The 19,108-nt window shown below is 71.2% G+C and carries 17 protein-coding genes; 14 read left to right on the forward strand and 3 right to left on the reverse strand.

What is annotated here, in order from left to right; all coding sequences use genetic code 11:
• From JAO81_RS42120 to JAO81_RS02290, 8 genes are all read left to right on the forward strand, one after another.
• A partial coding sequence (locus tag JAO81_RS42120; protein ID WP_233414822.1) for an AAA family ATPase occupies positions 1–546 on the forward strand: 546 nt, incomplete at its 5' end.
• The gene (locus JAO81_RS02260; RefSeq protein WP_199546010.1) at positions 543–1,346 is read left to right on the forward strand and encodes an ABC transporter permease; all 804 of its coding nucleotides are present in this window, start codon (positions 543–545) and stop codon (positions 1,344–1,346) included. The genes JAO81_RS42120 and JAO81_RS02260, both read left to right, overlap by 4 nt.
• Positions 1,339–2,907, forward strand: coding sequence for a sensor histidine kinase (locus JAO81_RS02265; RefSeq protein WP_233414823.1), 1,569 nt, complete (start codon positions 1,339–1,341; stop codon positions 2,905–2,907). Before JAO81_RS02260 ends, JAO81_RS02265 begins: the two co-directional genes overlap by 8 nt.
• 23 nt (positions 2,908–2,930) lie before the next feature.
• Entirely contained in the window at positions 2,931–3,575 is a 645-nt protein-coding gene (locus JAO81_RS02270) for a response regulator transcription factor (RefSeq protein ID WP_199546011.1), read from the forward strand.
• 41 nt (positions 3,576–3,616) lie between these two features.
• A complete protein-coding gene (locus tag JAO81_RS02275) occupies positions 3,617–4,411 on the forward strand; it encodes a maleylpyruvate isomerase N-terminal domain-containing protein (protein WP_199546012.1) in 795 nt (264 codons plus the stop codon).
• 22 nt (positions 4,412–4,433) lie between these two features.
• Positions 4,434–5,213, forward strand: a complete 780-nt coding sequence (locus JAO81_RS02280; RefSeq protein WP_199546013.1) for a crotonase/enoyl-CoA hydratase family protein — start codon at positions 4,434–4,436, stop codon at positions 5,211–5,213.
• A 45-nt stretch (positions 5,214–5,258) separates the two neighbouring features.
• Positions 5,259–5,981: a hypothetical protein gene (locus tag JAO81_RS02285; RefSeq protein WP_199546014.1), complete on the forward strand. Its 723-nt coding sequence runs from the start codon at positions 5,259–5,261 to the stop codon at positions 5,979–5,981.
• A 113-nt stretch (positions 5,982–6,094) separates the two neighbouring features.
• The gene (locus JAO81_RS02290; protein ID WP_199546015.1) at positions 6,095–6,295 is read left to right on the forward strand and encodes a hypothetical protein; all 201 of its coding nucleotides are present in this window, start codon (positions 6,095–6,097) and stop codon (positions 6,293–6,295) included.
• Between the two features lie 33 nt (positions 6,296–6,328).
• Here JAO81_RS02290 and JAO81_RS02295 read toward each other — a convergent pair whose 3' ends face one another.
• The 3 genes from JAO81_RS02295 to JAO81_RS02305 form a co-directional block, all read right to left on the reverse strand.
• Positions 6,329–6,685, reverse strand: a complete 357-nt coding sequence (locus JAO81_RS02295) for a hypothetical protein (RefSeq protein ID WP_199546016.1) — start codon at positions 6,683–6,685, stop codon at positions 6,329–6,331.
• 65 nt (positions 6,686–6,750) lie between these two features.
• Positions 6,751–7,500: a sulfite exporter TauE/SafE family protein gene (locus tag JAO81_RS02300; RefSeq protein WP_199546017.1), complete on the reverse strand. Its 750-nt coding sequence runs from the start codon at positions 7,498–7,500 to the stop codon at positions 6,751–6,753.
• A gap of 78 nt (positions 7,501–7,578) precedes the next feature.
• A complete protein-coding gene (locus tag JAO81_RS02305; RefSeq protein ID WP_199546018.1) occupies positions 7,579–9,864 on the reverse strand; it encodes a LuxR C-terminal-related transcriptional regulator in 2,286 nt (761 codons plus the stop codon).
• A 506-nt stretch (positions 9,865–10,370) separates the two neighbouring features.
• Here JAO81_RS02305 and JAO81_RS02310 point away from each other — a divergent pair.
• From JAO81_RS02310 to fusA, 6 genes are all read left to right on the forward strand, one after another.
• Complete coding sequence (locus tag JAO81_RS02310) at positions 10,371–11,381, forward strand: SPFH domain-containing protein (RefSeq protein WP_199546019.1); 1,011 nt, start codon at positions 10,371–10,373, stop codon at positions 11,379–11,381.
• Positions 11,381–12,271 carry a hypothetical protein gene (locus JAO81_RS02315; protein ID WP_199546020.1) on the forward strand — a complete coding sequence of 297 codons (891 nt, stop codon included), beginning with the start codon at positions 11,381–11,383 and terminating at the stop codon, positions 12,269–12,271. Before JAO81_RS02310 ends, JAO81_RS02315 begins: the two co-directional genes overlap by 1 nt.
• Before the next feature lie 211 nt (positions 12,272–12,482).
• Positions 12,483–14,540 carry a phosphocholine-specific phospholipase C gene (locus tag JAO81_RS02320; RefSeq protein ID WP_199546021.1) on the forward strand — a complete coding sequence of 686 codons (2,058 nt, stop codon included), beginning with the start codon at positions 12,483–12,485 and terminating at the stop codon, positions 14,538–14,540.
• Between the two features lie 329 nt (positions 14,541–14,869).
• On the forward strand, positions 14,870–15,979 hold the full coding sequence (locus JAO81_RS02325) for a mechanosensitive ion channel family protein (protein WP_199546022.1): 1,110 nt from the start codon (positions 14,870–14,872) through the stop codon (positions 15,977–15,979).
• A gap of 152 nt (positions 15,980–16,131) precedes the next feature.
• A complete protein-coding gene (locus tag JAO81_RS02330; protein ID WP_199546023.1) occupies positions 16,132–16,743 on the forward strand; it encodes a hypothetical protein in 612 nt (203 codons plus the stop codon).
• Positions 16,744–17,109: 366 nt separating this feature from the next.
• Positions 17,110–19,101 (forward strand): elongation factor G, encoded by a 1,992-nt coding sequence (gene fusA, locus JAO81_RS02335; RefSeq protein WP_199546024.1) that lies wholly within the window; start codon positions 17,110–17,112, stop codon positions 19,099–19,101.
• The last annotated feature ends 7 nt before the right edge of the window (positions 19,102–19,108 follow it).

Genomic DNA, 19,108 nt, shown 5'->3' on the forward strand with positions numbered 1-19,108 from the left:
GACCCCCGCCCGCCCCCCCCGGCCCCCCGCGCCCCCCCGCCCCTGCGCGCCCCCGCCGCGGGCGGCGGCGCCCCGGGCGCCCGGGTCGACGAGGTGCTGCGGACCGTCGGCCTGAGCGAGGTCGCGCACCGGCGGGCGGGCACGTTCTCGCTCGGGATGTCGCAGCGGCTGGGGATCGCGGGCGCGCTGCTCGGGGACCCCGGTGTGCTGCTCTTCGACGAGCCGGTGAACGGGCTCGATCCCGAGGGCGTGCGCTGGATCCGGGAGCTGATGAAGGGGCTGGCCGCCGAGGGCCGTACCGTCCTCGTCTCCAGCCATCTGATCAGCGAAATGGCGCTCACCGCCGACCACTTGGTGGTGATCGGTCAGGGCCGGCTGCTCGCCGATACGAGTGTCGCCGAACTCACCGCCGACGGCGGGTCCCTGGAGGAGGCCTTCTTCCGGCTCACCAGCGGTTCCGCCGCGTATCGCGGCACCACCGGGCCCTCGGCCGCCTCGCCGTCGGCCGCATCACCGACCGCCACGTCCCACCGGAGCACCCGATGAGCACCGCCGCACTCTCCCCCGGCCTCGGCGTCCCCGCGGTCCGGTACGGCTTCGCGCACGTGCTGCGGATGGAGTGGATCAAACTCCGCAGCCTGCGCTCCACATGGTGGGCGCTGTTCACCGTGGTGGCCGGAATGATCGCCATGGGGGTGGTCACCATGGCCAACACCAAGGCGCCGTCGGCCGACAAGGCGGCCACGTTCGACCCCACGAACAACGTGCTCGCCGGCGTCGCGCTCGGCCAGCTGGTCATCGGCGTGATCGGTGTCCTGCTCGTGACGGGCGAGTACTCGTCCGGTTCGATGCGCTCCACGCTGGCCGCCGTGCCCCGCCGCCCGCTGGTGCTCGCGGCGAAGGCGGCGGTGTTCGGCGGCGTGACGCTGGTGCTCAGCGAGGTCATCGCCTTCCTCACGTTCCTGGCGGGCCGCGCGGCCCTCGACCCGGCGATCGAGCAGCCCTCGCTCACCGACGGCGGCGTGCTGCGGGCCGTGCTGATGTCCGGGGCCTACCTGGGCCTCATCGCCGTGATGGCCGTCGGCATCGGCGCACTGGTCCGGCACACCGCGAGCGCGATCGGCGTCCTGGTGGGGCTGCTCTTCGTGGTGCCGGCGATGCTGGCGGGTGCCACGGGCACGACCGTCGCCAAGTTCTTCCCGACGATGATCGCCGGGAACTCTCTCGCGGTGTCGCGACCGATGCCGGAGATGCTCTCGCCGTGGGCGGGCTTCGCGCTCCTTCTCGTCTATACCGCCGTGGTGTACGCGGCCGGGGTGCGGGTTCTGGTGCGACGCGATGCGTGAGACGGGGCGGGTGGACGCGGGAGTCGCGGACGCGGGAGTCGCGGACGCGGGAGTCGCGGACGCGGGAGTCGCGGACGCGGGAGTCGCGGACGCGGGAGTCGCGGACGCGGGAGTCGCGGACGCGGGAGTCGCGGACGCGGGAGTCGTGCACACCGGAGTCGTGGACGCGCCACCCAGTGAGCGGCCCTGCGTCGGACACGGGATCATCGTCGGCATGCCCGCCGGTTCCCGTGCCCCCGCCGCCCCCTCGCCCGCCGGTCTGCTCGCCGAGGTGGTCCGGGCCCCGCTGAGCCGCCGGGCCCGGCGCGAGGTGGCGTACCTCCTGAGCACCGGCCTCATCGGTTTCGCCGGCGCCGTGCTCCTGCTCGTGCTGCTCGCGCTCGGCCTCGGGTTCGTCGTCTCCCTGCTCGGCGCTCTGCTCGGCCTTGTCCTGACCGTCGCCGGTATCGGCCTGGCCCGCGCGCTCGGCCGGATCCAGCGGCGCCTGGCCGCCGCACTCCTCGGCGAACGGATCCCCGCGCCCAGGTCTCCCGCCGGGCGGGCGGGGCTCGGCCTGTTCGGGCGGCTCGACGCACGGCTGCGGGACGTGACCGGCTGGCGGCACGTGGCCTACGTACTGGCGAAGCTGCCGCTGTCGCTGATCGGCCTGTACGCGGTGCAGTGGTGGGTGATCGGACTGATCAACCTGACCGCACCCGTGCGCTGGGTCCTGTTCGGCCAGGGCGACAGCGGCGGCATGCTTCTCATGACACCGCTGCCCGCGGGCGGCAGCCCCACCGTGCGCGACTTCGCGGGCACGCTGATCGGCCTCCCCATGGGCCTGGTCACCTTGCTGATCGCACCCTGGTTCACCCGGCTCGTCGTGCTCGCGGACGGCCGGCTGATGCGGGCGCTGCTCGGGCCGGGCTCACTGGCCCAGCGCGTACGCGACCTGGAGGAGACCCGCGCGCTCGCCGTCGACGATTCGGTGGCGCTCCTGCGCCGCGTCGAGCGCGATCTGCACGACGGCGCCCAGGTGCGTCTGGTCGCCCTCGCGCTCGGACTCGACATGGTGAAGACCAAACTCGCCGACGCTTCCACGCTCGATCTCGACGCCGTACGGCGGCTCGTGGACGGCGCGCACCAGAACGCCACCGAGGCCCTGACCGAACTGCGCGACCTGGCCCGCGGCATCCATCCGCCGGTCCTCGACGAGGGACTCGCCCATGCCCTGGAAACCCTGGCCGCACGGTCCACCCTGCCCGTGCAGCTCACCGTAGACGTGCCCGAACGCCCGTCGCCCGCGATCGAGTCCATCGCGTACTTCTGCACGGCCGAGCTGCTCACCAATGTGATCAAGCACAGCGGCGCGACCCGGGCGACGGTCTCCGCCGCGACGCGGACGGACGGCACCCTGCGGCTGCGGATCGGCGACGACGGCCGCGGCGGCGCCGAGTCCGGTGCGGGCAGCGGGCTCACCGGCCTGCGGCAGCGGGTGCGCACGGTGGACGGCACGTTGGAGATCCGCAGCCCGCAGGGCGGCCCGACCATGGTCACGGTCGATCTGCCCCCGCGCGCATGACCGCTCGTGCCAGCATGGGCGGCATGCGTGTAGTGATCGCCGAAGACGCCGCCGTGCTGCGGGAACTCCTGGTCCAGATGCTCGAGGACCGCGGCTACGAGGTGTCCGCGGCCGTGCCCGACGCCGGCGCCCTGCGCGCGGCCGTCGCCGAGCACCGGCCCGACGTCGCGATCGTCGACATCCGGATGCCGCCCACCCACACCGACGAAGGACTGCGCGCGGCGATCTCGCTGCGCGGTGAACACCCGGACACCGGCGTGCTGTTGTTCTCGCAGTATGTGGAGACCAAGTACGCCACCGAGCTGCTCGCGGGCGGTTCGGCGGGCGTCGGGTATCTGCTGAAGGACCGGGTGGCGAACATCGCGGAGTTCACCGCCGCGCTCGACCGGGTCGCGGCCGGCGGCACCGCGCTCGACCCCGAGGTGGTCACCCAGCTCGCCGGGGCCAGCCGCCGCACCGACGACCTCGCGACACTCACCGCCCGCGAACGCGAGGTGCTCGGCCTGATGGCCGAGGGGCGTTCCAACGCGGCGATCGCGGCCGCGCTGCATGTCTCCGCGGGCACGGTCGAGAAGCATGTGGCCGGCCTCTTCGGCAAGTTGGGCCTGCCGGGCTCCCAGGACATGAACCGGCGGGTCCTCGCGGTGCTGCGTTTCCTGCGCGATTAGCCCCACGGGTCGCAGCGGGCCGTGCGGGCTACGGTGAGCCCATGACGCGATCAGTCCACGAGCTCTACGCCGCCCGGATCACCGATCAGACCCGCCAGTTGGCCGCCGCCGTGGACGGCGCGGACGCCGAAACGCCCGTGCCGGGCCTCGACGCCTGGACCCTGGCGCACCTCCTGCGGCATGTCGGTGGCGCTCACCGCTGGGCCGAGACGGTGATCCGCACCCGGGCCGCCGCGCCGGTCTCCGACGACCAGGTCAACGAGGTCACCCCCGACAAGGACGACGACCTTCCCGGCCTGACCGCCTGGCTGCTCGACGGGGCCGACCGGTTCGCGGCCACCTTGCGCTCCACCCCCGAGGACACCCCGGTGTGGACGGTGGCGCCCGGCGGCAGGCCGGCGTTCTGGGCCCGCCGTATGACGTACGAGACGGTCGTGCACCGCTTCGACGCGACCGCCGCGGTCGGCGGCACGTACACCCTGGACGCCGGGACGGCGGCCGACGGCATCGAGGAGTGGCTCGGCTTCAGCACACTCCCCCAGGCGTATGCCTCTCCCGAGAGTCAACAGTCGCTGATCGCCCCGGACCGCACCCTCCACCTGCACGGCACCGACGCACCGTCGGGGGCGGGCGAGTGGCTGATCGACCTCTCCACCATGCCCATGAGCTGGCGCCACAACCACCACAAGGCGACCACCGCGGTACGCGGGCCGCTCAGTGCGCTTCTGCTCGCGCTGTACGAACGCCGCGCGCCCGACGCGTCGCTCGAAGTCTTCGGCGACGAGGCCCTGTTCACGACCTGGGCGCATGCCGCCGGGGACTGGCTGCGCCGCTGACCGGCACGGCACACTGCGTGCCATGACCGTACGCATCGAACGCACCGGCCCCGTCACCACCGTCGTCCTCGCCCGCCCCGAGGCACGCAACGCCGTCGACGGGCCTACGGCCACCCTGCTCGCCGAGGCGTTCCGCGCCTTCGAGGCCGATGAGTCGGCGCGCGTGGCCGTGCTGTGGGGCGAGGGCGGCACCTTCTGCGCGGGGGCGGACCTCAAGGCGATCGGTACGGAGCGCGGCAACCAGGTCACCGAGGACGGGGACGGTCCGATGGGGCCGACCAGGATGCGCCTGTCGAAGCCGGTGATCGCGGCGGTCGCCGGTCATGCGGTGGCCGGCGGCCTGGAGCTGGCACTCTGGTGCGATCTGCGGATCGCCGAGGAGGACGCCGTGTTCGGGGTGTTCTGCCGCCGCTGGGGCGTCCCGCTGATCGACGGCGGCACGGTGCGGTTGCCGCGGATCGTCGGCACGGGCCGCGCCCTGGACATGATCCTCACCGGCCGCCCGGTGCCCGCGGCCGAGGCGTACGCGATGGGTCTCGCCAACCGTGTGGTGCCGACGGGCGGTTCACGTGCGGCCGCCGAGCAACTGGCCGCCGAGCTCGCCGCGTTCCCCCAGGCCTGCCTGCGCGGCGACCGTGCCTCCGTCCTGGACCAGGAGGGCCACGACGAGCGCACCGCTCTGGCCGGGGAGTTCCGCCACGGACTCGGCGCACTCGCCGAAAGCCTGGAGGGCGCTGCCCGGTTCACGGCGGGGGCGGGACGGCATGGGGCGTTCGGGCCCGGGGAAAGCGGCACCCAGTGACCCTTCGCCCCCGGCAGGAGCCGCACGGCCCGGCATGATGGGCCCGTGACGAAGAGCGCAGACCTCCACCCCACCCGGATACCGGGATACGACGGCGGCCCTCACACGCATCAGCCGCAGCTTCTGGACGAGCCAGTGTTCTGGCTGGGCCATCTCACTTCGTGCGCGGACAGTGAGGGGGCCGCGGAACTTCTCTACGGCGCCGACTACGACGCGACCGAGGAGTTCGGGCGGCGGCTGTGGGAGCGGGCCGAGTGGCCTACGTTCACCGTTCCGCTTGCCGCTGATCACCGTCTCCACGTGGTCTACCGGACGTTCAAGGACGAGGCCGGCGTCGACTACCTCCTCCACCACCCCGGCTGGGACAGGGCCGAACTCCTCGCCCAGGACGACGGACACTTCATGGGGCCGGGCCTGTCCTGGCCCGAGCTCGTCACGGCCGCCCACAGCGCGCTGCCCGGCGGCAGCACCGAGGACCCGCACGCCCGGTTGCTGCTCCTGCTGCCCGCGCTCGGTGACGAGGACGTACCCGACGACGCGGCCCCCCGGCTGGCAGCGGCGCTCGAGCAGCTGACCGCCGTGGAGGACCCGGAAGCACTGGGCGAGATGCTCCTGGAAAGCCAAGGGGCCCCGGGCCCGGCCACCTGGACCACCGGCGTCCACGGCTTCGCCGTCAACGACGGCCCACACTCCTACCGCAACCCCGCCAACCGCTTGGCCCTGCCGCCCGATCGCATGGCACGGGTGGCCACCGCGCTGGCGCCTTGACGAAGTGACGGGAGATGTCCCTCCAGGCCGGCCGCCACCCGGCCGCCTCGGCGCGCGCGGACGTTACGTACACTGGCGCGCTCGCTGCCCAAGCACTCGCCCTCGGGGGACTCATGACGGATGAATCAGGCGTCTTCGGCGGCACCGGACGAAGAGTGGTACTCGCCCTGATGTCCTGCGCCTGGCTGGTCCTCACGATCTCCACCGTCGTGGAGTTGCCGCACGTCTCTTGGCCCGGTTGGGCCCTGGTCGTCCTCGGCGGCGCGTTTGTGACGCGGGAGTGGCGATACGTGCGGCGGCAAGAGGCCCGCTAGCTCGGCGCCCCGGTCGGCGGACCCGCACAAGCCCTACGGCAGCAGCACCCAGTCCCCCAGCAGCGCCCCCACAAGTCCCGCCCCCAGCAGATACGTTCCCAGGCGCGTACGGCCCCGGCGGCTGAGTTCGATGACCAGGCCGCACAGGACGAGGAGCAGTCCGTAGACGCCGACGACCAGGACGGACGAGCGGCTTGCGAGGCGGATCGTGAGGACCGCGGCGACCAGGACCATCAGCGTGGAGGCCGCGGCGATCCGCAGCCGGCGCGCCTGGCGCGGGGTCAAGCCCTGGCGGTCACCCGTTGCCGGTGCGACGGTCGCGGTCTCCGGTTGTGCTGTCGCGGTCGCTGATTCCTCGGCGGTGACGGCCTCTTGATCGGATGCGCTCATGGCCAAGGATCGTAATCGGTGCCCCCGTACGGCGCGGACCCCGCTCCCCGTAACGCGCGCACACGTCATCGCACGAGCAACTGAATTCCGCCCAGAACGGTCGCCCCGATCACCAGCCGCTCGAAAAGGAGTTGGTCGATCCGGTCCACGCACTTGCGCCCCAGCCACGCGCCGGGCACCACGAACAGCACAAGGGCCGCGTCAAGGAGCAGCGACTGCCAGTCGATCAGGCCGAGGCCCACGCTGAAGGGGACCTTGGAGGTGTTCACAATCAGGAAGAACCATGCGGACGTTCCCAGGAAGCCCAGTTTCTGGAATCCGCTGGAGATCAGATACAGCGACATCACCGGACCGCCGGCATTGGCGACCATCGTCGTGAACCCGCCGAGCACCCCGTACGAAGGTGCCTTCAAGCGCCCGGCGCCACCGGCCGCGTCCTCCTCCTGACGCGCCGCGACCCGCCGTCGCCAGACGGTCACCGCGGCCATCAGCAGCAAAATCGCCCCGATCGATGTGCGCACCCCGGTGTCGTCCGCCCACATCAGGAACACCGTGCCGGCCAGGACCCCGGCACCGACCGCCGGGAACAGCCGCCACAGCGTGGGCCAATGGGCATGACGGCGATAGGTGAGGACGGCGAGGATGTCCCCGGCGATCAGGATCGGGAGCAGCACCCCGGTGGATTCCCGCGCGGGGAGAACGGCCGCGAATACGGCGAGACTGATCGTATTCGCCCCGCTGACGGCTGTTTTGGAGAACCCGACCAGCGCGGCAGCGAGCGCGAGGGCGACAAATCCCCAGAGCGATATGTCCATACGGGATGGATGCTACGTGAAACGACCTCCCGTACGCGCCGCGCCCCCAATTCCCCGGCAGAGCCCCCATACCGGCCGTCAGCCGCCCAATTCCCCCAGCCGCCCGGCGATCTCACCGCGTACGGGAACCCCCAACTTCGCCAGAATTCGCTCCAGATGGGCATCGACGGTGCGTTTGGAGATGACGAGCCGCTCCGCGATCTCGCGATTCGACAGCCCTTCGGAGGCGAGCAGTGCCACTTCGTGTTCGCGCCGTGTGAGGTCATGGGACTGCGCACGCGGCCCCGGGATCAGCTGCTTCTGCTCCTGGCCGGTGGCGAGCGCGACGACCTGCTCCAGCGGCCGCGAGGCCCCGTCCGCCCTGAGCTCGGCGCACCGCTGCTCGCCCAGCGCGTCCTGTGCGGCACGGACCGCGCGCTGATGGAACTCCTCCATCAGCGAGGTGCCGCCCAGCCGCGCACCGGCACCGGCCCACAGCGGATCCGCGGCGCCGAGCAGCCAGACGGCCTCCTCGTGCCGGCCGTCGTGACCGGCCAGCCAGGCGAGGAGTTCCAGGCAGTACGCCAACCCCACGCCGTCGCCCAGCTCATGCTTGATCTGCATTCCGGTGATGCCCGAAGCGCGACTTTGCTCGTACTCGCCGCGCCGGAAGCGGGCCATGCCGATCACCATGTGCAAGTAACCGCGCACCCAGCCCTCGGTGGATCCCTCCCCCAGCCGTCTGAGCCCGCGCTCGCAGACTTCGAGCGCGGCATCGAGTTCACCGCTCAGCTGCCGCATGTAGCCGATCTGCGTCTCCAGGGTCACCAGGCCGACCACGTCCCCGGCCTCCTCGAGGATCCGGTGGGCCTCGTCCGCAGCCTTGGCCGCCTCCTCGTGCCGCTCCATGAAGGTGAGCGACAGATTGAGATAGACCCGGCCGCGTCCGGCGACCACCGGATCGTCCAGCTCATCGGCGATCCGCACACACTCCTGGGCCTCGTCGAGCGCCTTCGGATCGGCCTGGAACGCGCCGAGATACGCGCTCTGCGCGAGCGCCCAGGCCCGCTCCCGTACGGGGCCGGGGAAGCGGTCCGTGATCTTCGCGTACCAGTAGCGGCCCTCGGTGTGCAGACCGGCGATATGCCAGTACGGCCACAGGGCGCCGGCCAGCGCGGCCGCCTCGTGATCCTTGCCGGGTGCCGCGAGCGCGTACTCGATGGCGAGGCGGATGTCGGCGTGCTGTTCGCGCAGTGCGTGGTAGCGCTGGATCTGGTCGTCGGCGAGGAAGTTGCGGTCGAACTCCTCGCCGAGCTTCAGATAGCGGGCGTAGTGCCGTTCCTGCAGCTGCGCCTGTTCACCGCGCACGACGAGATGTTCGGCCCCGTACTCACGCAGGGTGTCGAGCATCCGGTAGCGCGAGCCGTCCATGCCCTCGCGCTGCACCACCGATTTGTCCACGAGTCCGACGAGCGCCTCGAGGATCTCTTCGCGCGGCAGCTCACCGCCCGCGCAGACCTCCTCGATGGCGGCGATGTCGTAGTTGCCCGCGAAAACGGAGAGCCGTGACCACAGCAACTGCTCCTGCTCGGTGCACAGTTCATGGCTCCACTCGATGGCGGTACGCAGCGTCTGATGCCGTGGCAGTGCGGTGCGCCGACCGCCCGTGAGGAGCCGGAAGCGGTCCTCGAGGCGGGCCACCAGCTGTTCGAGGGGCAGCACCCGCAGCCGTACGGTGGCCAGTTCGATGGCGAGGGGCATGCCGTCGAGCCGGCGGCACAGGGCGACCACGTCGGCACGGTTTCCGTCGTGCACCTCGAAGGCCGGATCGACGGCCTTGGCCCGCTGGGCGAACAGGTCGACGGCGTCGCCGCCCGTGGTGCGCACCGGCAACGGCGCTATCTGGCAGATGTGTTCACCCGGCACGTCGAGCGGCTGCCGGCTGGTGGCGAGCACGGAGACGCCCGTGGTCTCGTGCAGCACGATGTCGGAGAGCATCGCGCAGGCGTCCACGAGATGCTCGCAGGTGTCCAGGATCAACAGCAGCTTGCGCTCGCGCAGATGGTCGAGGACGGCGTCGAGCGGCGGCCGGCTGTCCCCTTCGGGCAGGCCCAGACAGCCGGCCACGGTGTGCGGCAGCAGCTCGGGGTCGCGCAGTTCGGACAACTCGACCAGACAGACCCCGTGTTCATAGCGGCCTGCGACCCGCGCGGCGGCGCGCAGCGCGATACGGGTCTTGCCCACACCGCCGGGACCCGTCACCGTCACCATGCGGGCCTGCCGCAACGCCTCGTCGACACGGGTCAGTTCCCTGCCCCGCCCGACGAACCCGGTCACCTCCACCGGCAGTTCCCCCGGCCTGCGGCGGACAAGAGCCAAAGTCATTCCCATCCTCACTGCGGTCGACGGGCGCGGCGTGTTCACCTCCGCTTCCCGCCGTCGACGATACGCTCCGGCCGCCCCGCCGTCCTCGGTATACCTAGGACCGCCCGGGGAGAAGTTCGGTATACGCATCAGCGCCGCCGCCGCTGTCGGATGCGGCCGTCACCAGGCAAAGTGGGGCCCGTACGGCACACGCGGGATCGTGCGCGTACGGCACGACCTCGGTCGGCTGGCTTGTCGGTGAGCCAGCCGGCCGAAGCGCCCGCCCGGGCGCCTTCCGCGCTCCCCCTCCGCCCCGGCCTCAGGGTCGTGGGCATGCGGGGCGCCCGGGGTCGGGGTGTCACCCTCCCCCTCCTCCTTCCGCTGCCCCCTTTCCTCTTCTTCCGCCGCTCCCCCTTTGCCCCTACGAGGGCCGTCAACGCCTGCCCGGACGCCGCCAGTTGATGTGGTCACCTTGACACTAATGCCGTCACGCGCGATTATCGTCCCAGTGACACTAAGGGGGGTCCATGGCCGACATCACCCGGCGCTTCGGTCTGCGCCATCTGCGTTCCGCGCCCACCGCGCACATCCGCCATCTCCGCGCGGGCAAGGTGGTCCACGACGGGCCGGGACTGAGCTTCTGGTACCACTCACTCAGCGCCGCGCTCTCCGAAGTACCGGTGGACGACCGGGAGTTGGCCATGAGCTTTCACGCCCGCACCGCCGATTTCCAGGACGTGTCGACCCAGGCGACGGTGACGTACCGGATCAGCGACCCGGTCACGGCGGCGGCCCGTATCGACTTCTCCATCGACCCCGACACGGGCGCCTGGCGCGGCGCACCCCTGGAACAGCTCGCGACGCTGCTCACCGAGACGGCGCAGCAGCACGCCCTCGACGTCCTGGCCCGCACTCCCCTGGCCGCCGCGCTGGTCGACGGCGTCGCGGCGGTGCGCGAGCGGATCGCCGCCGGGCTTTCGGCCGAGCCGCGCCTGCCCGCCACCGGGATCGAGGTCGTGGCGGTGCGTGTGGTGGCGATCCGGCCCGAGGCCGAAGTGGAGCGCGCGCTGCGCACCCCGGCGCGCGAGCTGATCCAGCAGGAGGCCGACCGCGCCACGTACGAACGGCGCGCGGTGGCCGTGGAACGCGAGCGGACGATCGCCGAGAACGAGCTCGCGAGCCAGATCGAACTGGCTCGTCGCGAGGAGCAGTTGGTCGACCAGCGCGGCACCAACGCCCGGCGCGAGGCCGGGGCCTTGGCCGCGGCGGACGGTGTACGTACCGAGGCGGAGGCCATCCGCAAGGTGCGCATCGCCAAGGCCGAGGCCGAGGCGGCGCGCGAGGTCGGCGAGGCGAGGGCGCAGGCGCAGGCCGCCTGGCTCGAGGTGCACGGGCGGACCGAGCCCGCGGTCCTGCACGCGCTCGCGGCGAGCCGGGTGGCCGAGAACCTGCCGCGGATCGAGAGCGTCACCCTGTCCCCGGACGTGCTGACGGGACTGCTCGCCAAACTGGGTTCGCCGGCCACCGGTGAGCGCTGATGGCGCTCGCGCCGCGTGCGGTGCTCGTGCACCGCACCACGGAGTACGCCGGGGTGCTCGCCCGGCCCGGCACGCACGGGCCGGCCGCGCTCTTCCTCGCCTCGGGCGGGCGCCCCGTCGCCGAGACCGCGGCGCGCCATCACCGTCCGGCCGCGGCACTCGCCGAAGCCGCCGCCGCCGTCCCGCTCACCTGGCGGCAGAGCCGGGTGGAGCGGGCGGATCTGGACCGGTTCCTGTTCGGCCCCGAGGACGTGGTCGTGGTGGTCGGGCAGGACGGCCTGGTGGCGAACACGGCGAAGTATCTGTCCGGACAGCCGGTGGTCGGGATCGACACCGACCCCGGCCGCAATCCGGGCGTCCTGGTGCGCCACCGCGCCCCCGACGCGGCGAAGCTGCTGGCGTCCGCTCTGCACAAGGGCACGGGCGGCGAGGAGTTGACCATGGTCGAGGCCGTGGCCGACGACACCCAGCGGCTGCTCGCGCTCAACGAGATCTACCTGGGCCCGCCCGGCCATCAGACGGCCCGCTACCGGATCGGCAGCGGCGAGTCAGCGGAGGCGCAGGCCTCCTCGGGGGTGCTCGTCGGTACGGGGACGGGGGCCACGGGCTGGCTGCGGTCGCTGTGGCAGGAGCGGGGCAGTGCGCTGCGGCTGCCCTCGCCGGACGAGCGACGGCTGCTCTGGTTCGTACGGGAGGCGTGGCCCTCGCCCGCCACGGGCACCTCGCTCGTCTGCGGTGAACTGCGCGGTGCGGCACGCCTGGAGCTCACGGTGGAGTCGGACCGTCTTGTGGCGTTCGGCGACGGGATGGAGCAGGACGCGGTGGAGCTGGTGTGGGGGCAGACGGTGCGGGTAGGGGTGTCCGCTACCGCATTGCGGCTCCTGGGGTGATCCGTATCGCGGCTCCTGGCGCGAGCCGTATTGCGGCACCTGGGCTGATCCGTCCAGGCCATCGACCGAAACGGAACACCTCGTTCGAGTGCAGCTGTTGGACATCCGTACGACATCCTTTCACTTCTGCACCACGTGCCCTTTCCCTCCCCGGGGTCTCTTGGAACACTCCACCGACCTGTCCCCACAAGCTCCTGAGGTCCCCACACCCATGGCTGAACTGAATCGCCGTCGCTTCCTCAAGATCGCCGGTGCGAGCGCGGGTCTCACCGCGCTCTCGGAGAGCATCGCCCGGGCCGCCTCGCTGCCCGCGGCCCGCGCCGCCGGCACGATCGAGGATGTCGAGCACATCGTCGTCCTGATGCAGGAGAACCGGTCCTTCGACCACTACTTCGGCACCCTCAAGGGCGTCCGCGGCTTCGGCGACCCGCGTCCCGTGACGCTGCCGAGCGGCAAGCCGGTCTGGCACCAGGCGCAGAGCAACAAGGAGACACTGCCGTTCCATCCGGAGGTCGAGGACCTCGGGATGCAGTTCATCGCGGGGCTCGACCATGACTGGGCGGGCGGCCACCGTGCTTTCAACAACGGCAAATACGACGGATGGATCCCCGCCAAGACCGAGCGGGCGATGGCCTATCTGGAGCGGGCGGACATGCCCTTCCACTACGCGCTCGCGGACGCCTTCACCGTGTGCGACGCGTACCACTGCTCGTTCATCGGGGCGACCGACCCCAACCGCTACTACATGCTCACGGGCTACGTCGGCAACGACGGCACGGGCGGCGGTCCGGTGCTCGGCAACCAGGAGCTGGGCTACGGCTGGACGACGTACGCCGAGCGTCTGGAGCGGGCCGGGGTCTCCTGGAAGGTGTACCAGGACATCGGGGACGGCCTGGACGCGGCCGGGCACTGGGGCTGGATCAGCGACGCGTTCCGCGGCAACTACGGCGACAACTCGCTGCTGTACTTCAACACCTTCCGGGGCGCCAAGCCGGGAGACGCCCTCTACGAGAAGGCCCGCACCGGCACCAACGTGAAGGCGGGCGACGGCTACTTCGACGTTCTTCGCGCCGATGTCGCGGCCGGCCGGCTGCCGAAGATCTCCTGGATCGCCGCGCCCGAGGCCTTCAGCGAGCACCCGGACTTCCCGGTCAACTACGGCGCCTGGTACATCTCCCAGGTCCTCGACGCGCTCACCTCGAACCCGGCGGTGTGGGCGAAGACGGCGCTGTTCATCACGTACGACGAGAACGACGGCTATTTCGACCATGTGGTCCCGCCGTACGTCCCGTCCTCGGCCGCGCAGGGCAAGTCGACCGTCGAGACGGCCTCGGACTACTTCAACGGCAACGCCTCGTACGCGGCGGGCCATTACGGCATGGGCCAGCGGGTGCCGATGCTGGTGGTCTCGCCGTGGAGCACCGGCGGCTACGTCAACTCCCAGGTCTTCGACCACACCTCGATCATCCGGTTCATGGAGCAGCGCTTCGGAGTGCAGGAGCCGAATATCTCGCCCTGGCGCCGTACCGTCGCGGGCGATCTGACCTCGGCGTTCGACTTCGGGCGCGCCGTGACCACACCCGCCGAACTCCCGGACACCTCGGGCTTCGAGCCGCCGAACCACGACGAGCCGGCCGGTCTGCTGCCCAAGCCGCCGGCCAAGGGAGCCCTGCCCAAGCAGGAGCGCGGTGCACGGCCGGCCCGCCCGCTGCCGTACGAACCCTTCGTGGACAGCGCGGTGGACACAGCCGCCGGCAAGCTCTCCCTCACCTTCGGTGCGGGTGCCGGCGCGGGCATCTGCTTCCACGTCCGCTCCGACAACCGCACGGACGGGCCCTGGACCTACACGGCGGCCTCGGGCTCGTCCGTCTCCGATGCCTGGAACTCCTCGTATTCGGGCGGTGCGCACGATCTGACGGTCTTCGGCCCGAACGGTTTCCTGCGCCGCTTCAAGAGCCCCGGCAAGACGGCGGGTCCTGAGGTCAGGGCCCGGCACGACAAGGCGAGCGGCAATCTGCTCCTGACGCTGAGCAATCCGGCATCGGCCGCCGTCACCCTCACCGTCACCAACGCCTACGGCGGCGCGGCCCAGTCGGTGCCCGTCGCGGCGGGTGCGACGGTCCAGCGCACGGTCGATCTCGCGGCGACCAAGCGCTGGTACGACGTGAGCATCGTCTCGTCCGCCGACGCCGGCTATCTGCGGCGGCTCGCGGGCCATGTCGAGACCGGCGCGGCGGGCGTCAGCGACCCCGCCATCGCCACGGTCTGACCTGATCGCCGCAGTCCGAGCCACGGTCTGACCTGATCGCCGCAGTCCGACCTGCGGTTTCACGCCGGATCCCGCGTCGCGTACAGCGCTTCGCGGGATCCGGCCGTGAACTGGCCGAGCGACGGCGGCCGTTGGCACGATCCCGGGGGCCGGTGCCGGAACGTCAGGTTCATGCGGCAGGATGGCGCCTTGTTTCGGAACGCGCCCGCCTGTTCGGCAGCGGGCGTCACGCTCCTTATCGACCGAGCAGGTGACCTACAAGTGACGACGTCTCATATACCGCCCGACCGGGGCGTTCCGGGTGCACTCCGAGCGGCGGAGGTGACCAGGTGAGGTCCGAGGTCACTTTGAACGACTGGCTGGTCGCCGGCATCTCCCTCGCCGTCGGTATCGCCGCGGGCCTGGTGCTCCGCCTCGTCCTGCGCTGGCTGGGCAAGCACGCCAAGCGCACCCGCTGGAGCGGCGACGACGTCCTCGTGGACGCGCTGCGCTACCTCGTCCCCTGGGCCGCGACCATCGCGGGCGCGGCGATCGGGGCGATGGCACTGCCGCTCACCGATCGCGTACGAGGCATCGTCAACCAGTCCCTGACGGCAGCCCTGATCCTCTTCGCCACCCTCACGGCGACCCGGGTGATCGCGGCCCTGATCAAGGCGTTCACGCAGGCCAAGACCGGCGTCGCGGGCTCGGCCACCATCTTCGTGAACATCTCACGCGTCGTGGTGATCGCGATGGGTGTGCTCGTGGTGCTGCAGACCATGGGCGTCTCGGTCGCGCCCCTGATCACCGCGCTGGGCGTCGGCGGCCTCGCCGTGGCGCTCGCGCTGCAGGACACGCTCGCCAACCTCTTCGCGGGTGTGCACATCCTCGCCTCGAAGACCATCCAGCCCGGCGACTACATCCGTCTCAGCAGCGGTGAGGAGGGCTATGTCGTCGACATCAACTGGCGCAACACGGTGGTCCGCAACCTCAGCAACAACCTCGTGATCATCCCGAACGCCCAGCTGTCCGCGACCAACATGACCAACTACACCCGGCCCGAGCAGGAGCTGACGATCCTGGTGCAGGCCGGGGTGTCGTACGACAGTGATCTTGAACACGTCGAGCGGGCCACCATGGAGGTCGTGGACGAGGTGATGGCCGAGGTCGAAGGCGGTGTCCGCGAGCACGAGGCGCTGGTGCGCTTCCACACCTTCGGGGACTCGCGGATCAACTTCACGGTGATCCTCGGGGTGGGCGAGTTCAGCGACCAGTTCCGGATCAAGCACGAGTTCATCAAGCGGCTGCACAGCCGCTTTCAGGCGGAGGGCATCCGGATACCCGCCCCGACCCGTACCGTCGCGCTGCACCCCAGCGGTCTGTCCGCATCGGCGCTGCTGCCCCATCAGCGCGAGGCGTCTCCGGAGCTGCCTGTCATGCGGACCCCTGGTCAACTCTGAGCGCATGCTCTGGTCGACTCCGAGCGCATGCTCCTGGTCGACTCCGACCGCATGAGACCCATCCGTGACTGCGCAGGCACAGCTTCGTCGGCCATACTGCGCACCGAGAACAGTGAGCGGCTAGTGGCGAGAGCTTCGCAGGAAAGGCAACCGTGGATCAGCGCATAGGACAGAAGGACGCTCCCCTGCACACGGCCGCCTCGATGGATCCCGGCTTCATTCCGGGGATCACTCCGGCCGGGGACGCGGCGCGGACGAAGGAGAGCGACGCGGTCGAGGAGTCGGTCGACACCAACGAGGCGGACGTCGAGGAGACAGACGTCGACACCGAGGCCGGGGCCCCGGACGAGGTGGCGGCCGAGGCGGAGGAGGACGACGAGTCCGAGAAGACCGCCGCGGACGACGAGTCCGAGAGGCCCGATACGGACGAAGGCTCCGAGGCCTCCGGCGAGTCCGCCGAACCGGTGAAGTCGGTGAAGTCCGGCGACAGCCCCGTCTTCGAGGCCCGCGACCACCGCGGCACCATCACGGTGGACGGCTCCGGCATCAGCTTCACCCTCGACGACCAGGCCACCGACTTCAGCTGGGACGAGGTCGTCGCGGTCGAGCAGTCCACGGCCCGCTTCGCCAAGCGCCTCACGGTGACGGTGCACACCAAGGGCAACCGCTGGTACCCCAATGAGGTCCAAGCCCAGGACCGCGCCACGCTCACCCGCTGGACGGGCGAACTCGACGACGCGCTGGACGCGTACTTCGAGGAGTAGGCCGTAAGACGAGGAGGGGGTCGCCGACACCGGCGGCCCCCTCTTTCGCGCTGCGGTTAATTCAGGTGCCCCATCCCGCCGGCCTCCCTACACTCACCTGTGATCGCCACGGAATCCCGTGCCGGTACAGCGACTTCACAGGGAGGAGACAGTCATGCGTGACCGCACCGCGTGCTCTGTCTCCCCGTACGGGTTCGAGGTCCTTCTCCTGTCTTCGTCCCTCCGGTGCCGGCTGCGCGGCCCGCACCGGACTCCGTGACACGACTCTGAGCATCCTCACCGGCACATCTCGCGTGTGCCCGGGGTCCGCCACGTCACGGTGAATCGCGCCGACCACTTCCGGACTCTTCCGAAAGGCCCTCGGCCATGCATATCCACCTCAACCCCAACCCCCTTGCCACCGTGCGCAATCTGGGCATCCTCGCCCATGTCGACGCGGGCAAGACCACCGTCACCGAACGGATGCTGTTCCTGACCGGTGCCGTCCACAAGCGCGGCGAGGTGCACGACGGCACCACCGTCACGGACTTCGACTCGCAAGAGCGCGACCGCGGCATCACCATTTTCGCGGCGGCCGTCAGCTGCGACTGGGACGGACATCGCATCAACCTGATCGACACCCCCGGGCATATCGACTTCGCCGACGAGGTGGAGCGCTCCCTGCGGGTGCTCGACGGGGCGATCGCGGTGTTCGACGCGGTCGCCGGCGTGGAGCCGCAGAGCGAGTCCGTGTGGCGGCAGGCCGACCGGCACGGCGTGCCGAGGATCGCGTTCGTCAACAAGCTGGACCGTGCGGGCGCCGATCTCGACGCGGCCGTCGAGTCGATCCGTACCCGGCTGGGCGCGGTGCCGCTCGTGGTGCAGCTGCCGATCGGACGCGAGGACGCCTTCACGGGCGTCGTGGACCTGGTCGGTCTGCGCGCCCTGACGTGGAGCGACGAGGTCTGTACGGCAGGGCCCGTGCCCGATGCGCTGACCGCCGAGGCGCTGCGGCGTCGCCGCCTGCTCGAAGAGACGGTGGCCGAACTGCACGCGGGCGCACTGGAGGAGTTCTGTGTGGCCGGTTCACTGACGGAGGCGACGCTGCGCACCGCGCTGCGGGAGATCACCACCGCCGGTGACGGCGTGGTCGTGCTCTGCGGCGCGGCCTACCGCAACCGTGGCATCGAGCCGCTGCTCGACGCGGCGGTGGCGTATCTGCCCTCGCCGCTCGACGTGGCGACCGCGGACACCGGGGACCCGCAAGCCCCGTTCGCGGGTCTGGTGTTCAAGGTGCAGTCGACCACGACCGGCCGCAGGACCTTCCTGCGGCTGTACTCGGGAACACTACGGAAGGGAGACACCGTGCTCGACGCCGTCACCGGCCGCACCGAACGCGTCGGCCGCATCCTGCGCGTCCAGGCCGACCGGCATACGGACGTCGAGACCGCCGTCGCGGGCGACATCGTCGCGCTCGTCGGGCTCAAGTCCGCGCGCGCCAGTACGACCCTGTGCGCGCCCGGGACGCCCGTGGTGTTCGAGCCGCCGACGGTGGCCGAACCGGTGGTCTCGGTGGCCGTGGAGGCGGTGCGCCGGACGGACACCGGAAGGCTCGCGGCGGCGCTGCAGCGCCTGGTCGAGGAGGATCCGTCGCTCGGTGTGCGGACCGACCCGGACACGGGTCAGACCGTGCTGTGCGGGATGGGCGAACTGCATCTGGAGGTCGCGGTGGAGAAGCTGCGCCGCGACCAGTCCCTGGAGGTCGGGGTCGGCCGTCCGCGGGTGACGTACCGGGAGACTGTCGCCGAAGGGGTCGGCGGTTTCACCTATCGGCATGTCAAACAGGACGGCGGCGCGGGCCAGTTCGCGCAGGTCGTGCTCGATGTGCGGCCCGCGGAGCGGGAGTTCGCGTTCGGCTCCACGGTCGTGGGCGGCCGGGTGCCGCAGGAGTACGTACGGGCCGTCGAGGCCGGCTGCCGTGACGCCCTCGCCGAAGGGCCGCTCGGCGGGCACCGGGTGACGGGCCTGTCCGTCACGCTCACCGACGGGGCGACCCACTCCAAGGACTCCTCGGAGATGGCGTTCCGTACGGCGGGCCGGCTCGCGCTGCGCGAGGCGCTGCGGTCCTGCCGGATGACCCTGCTCGAACCGGTCGTCGAGGTCACGGTGACCGTGCCCGAGGAGTCGGTCGGCAGCGTCCTCGGCGATCTGGCCGCGCGCCGCGGCAAGGTCTCCGGCTCGACGACGCGCTCCGGTACGGCGGTCGTCACGGCGACCGTGCCGCTGGCCGAACTCTTCGGCTATGCAACCCGGGTGCGCAGCCGCACGCAGGGCCGGGGCGCGTTCACGGCCCGCCCGGTGGGCTACGCGGCGGCGTGAGCGGCGG

The organism is Streptomyces sp. N35 (genome assembly GCF_016464295.1).
Taxonomy (GTDB): Bacteria; Actinomycetota; Actinomycetes; order Streptomycetales; family Streptomycetaceae; genus Streptomyces.

Excerpts from the sequence above, each read along its gene's own strand:
- JAO81_RS02295 (WP_199546016.1), bottom strand. The coding sequence starts at position 6,685 with ATGAGCGCATCCGATCAAGAGGCCGTCACCGCCGAGGAATCAGCGACC.
- JAO81_RS02270 (WP_199546011.1), top strand. The coding sequence starts at position 2,931 with ATGCGTGTAGTGATCGCCGAAGACGCCGCCGTGCTGCGGGAACTCCTG.
- JAO81_RS02320 (WP_199546021.1), top strand. The coding sequence starts at position 12,483 with ATGGCTGAACTGAATCGCCGTCGCTTCCTCAAGATCGCCGGTGCGAGC.
- JAO81_RS02305 (WP_199546018.1), bottom strand. The coding sequence starts at position 9,864 with ATGACTTTGGCTCTTGTCCGCCGCAGGCCGGGGGAACTGCCGGTGGAG.
- JAO81_RS02300 (WP_199546017.1), bottom strand. The coding sequence starts at position 7,500 with ATGGACATATCGCTCTGGGGATTTGTCGCCCTCGCGCTCGCTGCCGCG.
- JAO81_RS02260 (WP_199546010.1), top strand. The coding sequence starts at position 543 with ATGAGCACCGCCGCACTCTCCCCCGGCCTCGGCGTCCCCGCGGTCCGG.
- JAO81_RS02290 (WP_199546015.1), top strand. The coding sequence starts at position 6,095 with ATGACGGATGAATCAGGCGTCTTCGGCGGCACCGGACGAAGAGTGGTA.
- fusA (WP_199546024.1), top strand. The coding sequence starts at position 17,110 with ATGCATATCCACCTCAACCCCAACCCCCTTGCCACCGTGCGCAATCTG.
- JAO81_RS02315 (WP_199546020.1), top strand. The coding sequence starts at position 11,381 with ATGGCGCTCGCGCCGCGTGCGGTGCTCGTGCACCGCACCACGGAGTAC.
- JAO81_RS02310 (WP_199546019.1), top strand. The coding sequence starts at position 10,371 with ATGGCCGACATCACCCGGCGCTTCGGTCTGCGCCATCTGCGTTCCGCG.
- JAO81_RS02280 (WP_199546013.1), top strand. The coding sequence starts at position 4,434 with ATGACCGTACGCATCGAACGCACCGGCCCCGTCACCACCGTCGTCCTC.
- JAO81_RS02275 (WP_199546012.1), top strand. The coding sequence starts at position 3,617 with ATGACGCGATCAGTCCACGAGCTCTACGCCGCCCGGATCACCGATCAG.
- JAO81_RS02265 (WP_233414823.1), top strand. The coding sequence starts at position 1,339 with ATGCGTGAGACGGGGCGGGTGGACGCGGGAGTCGCGGACGCGGGAGTC.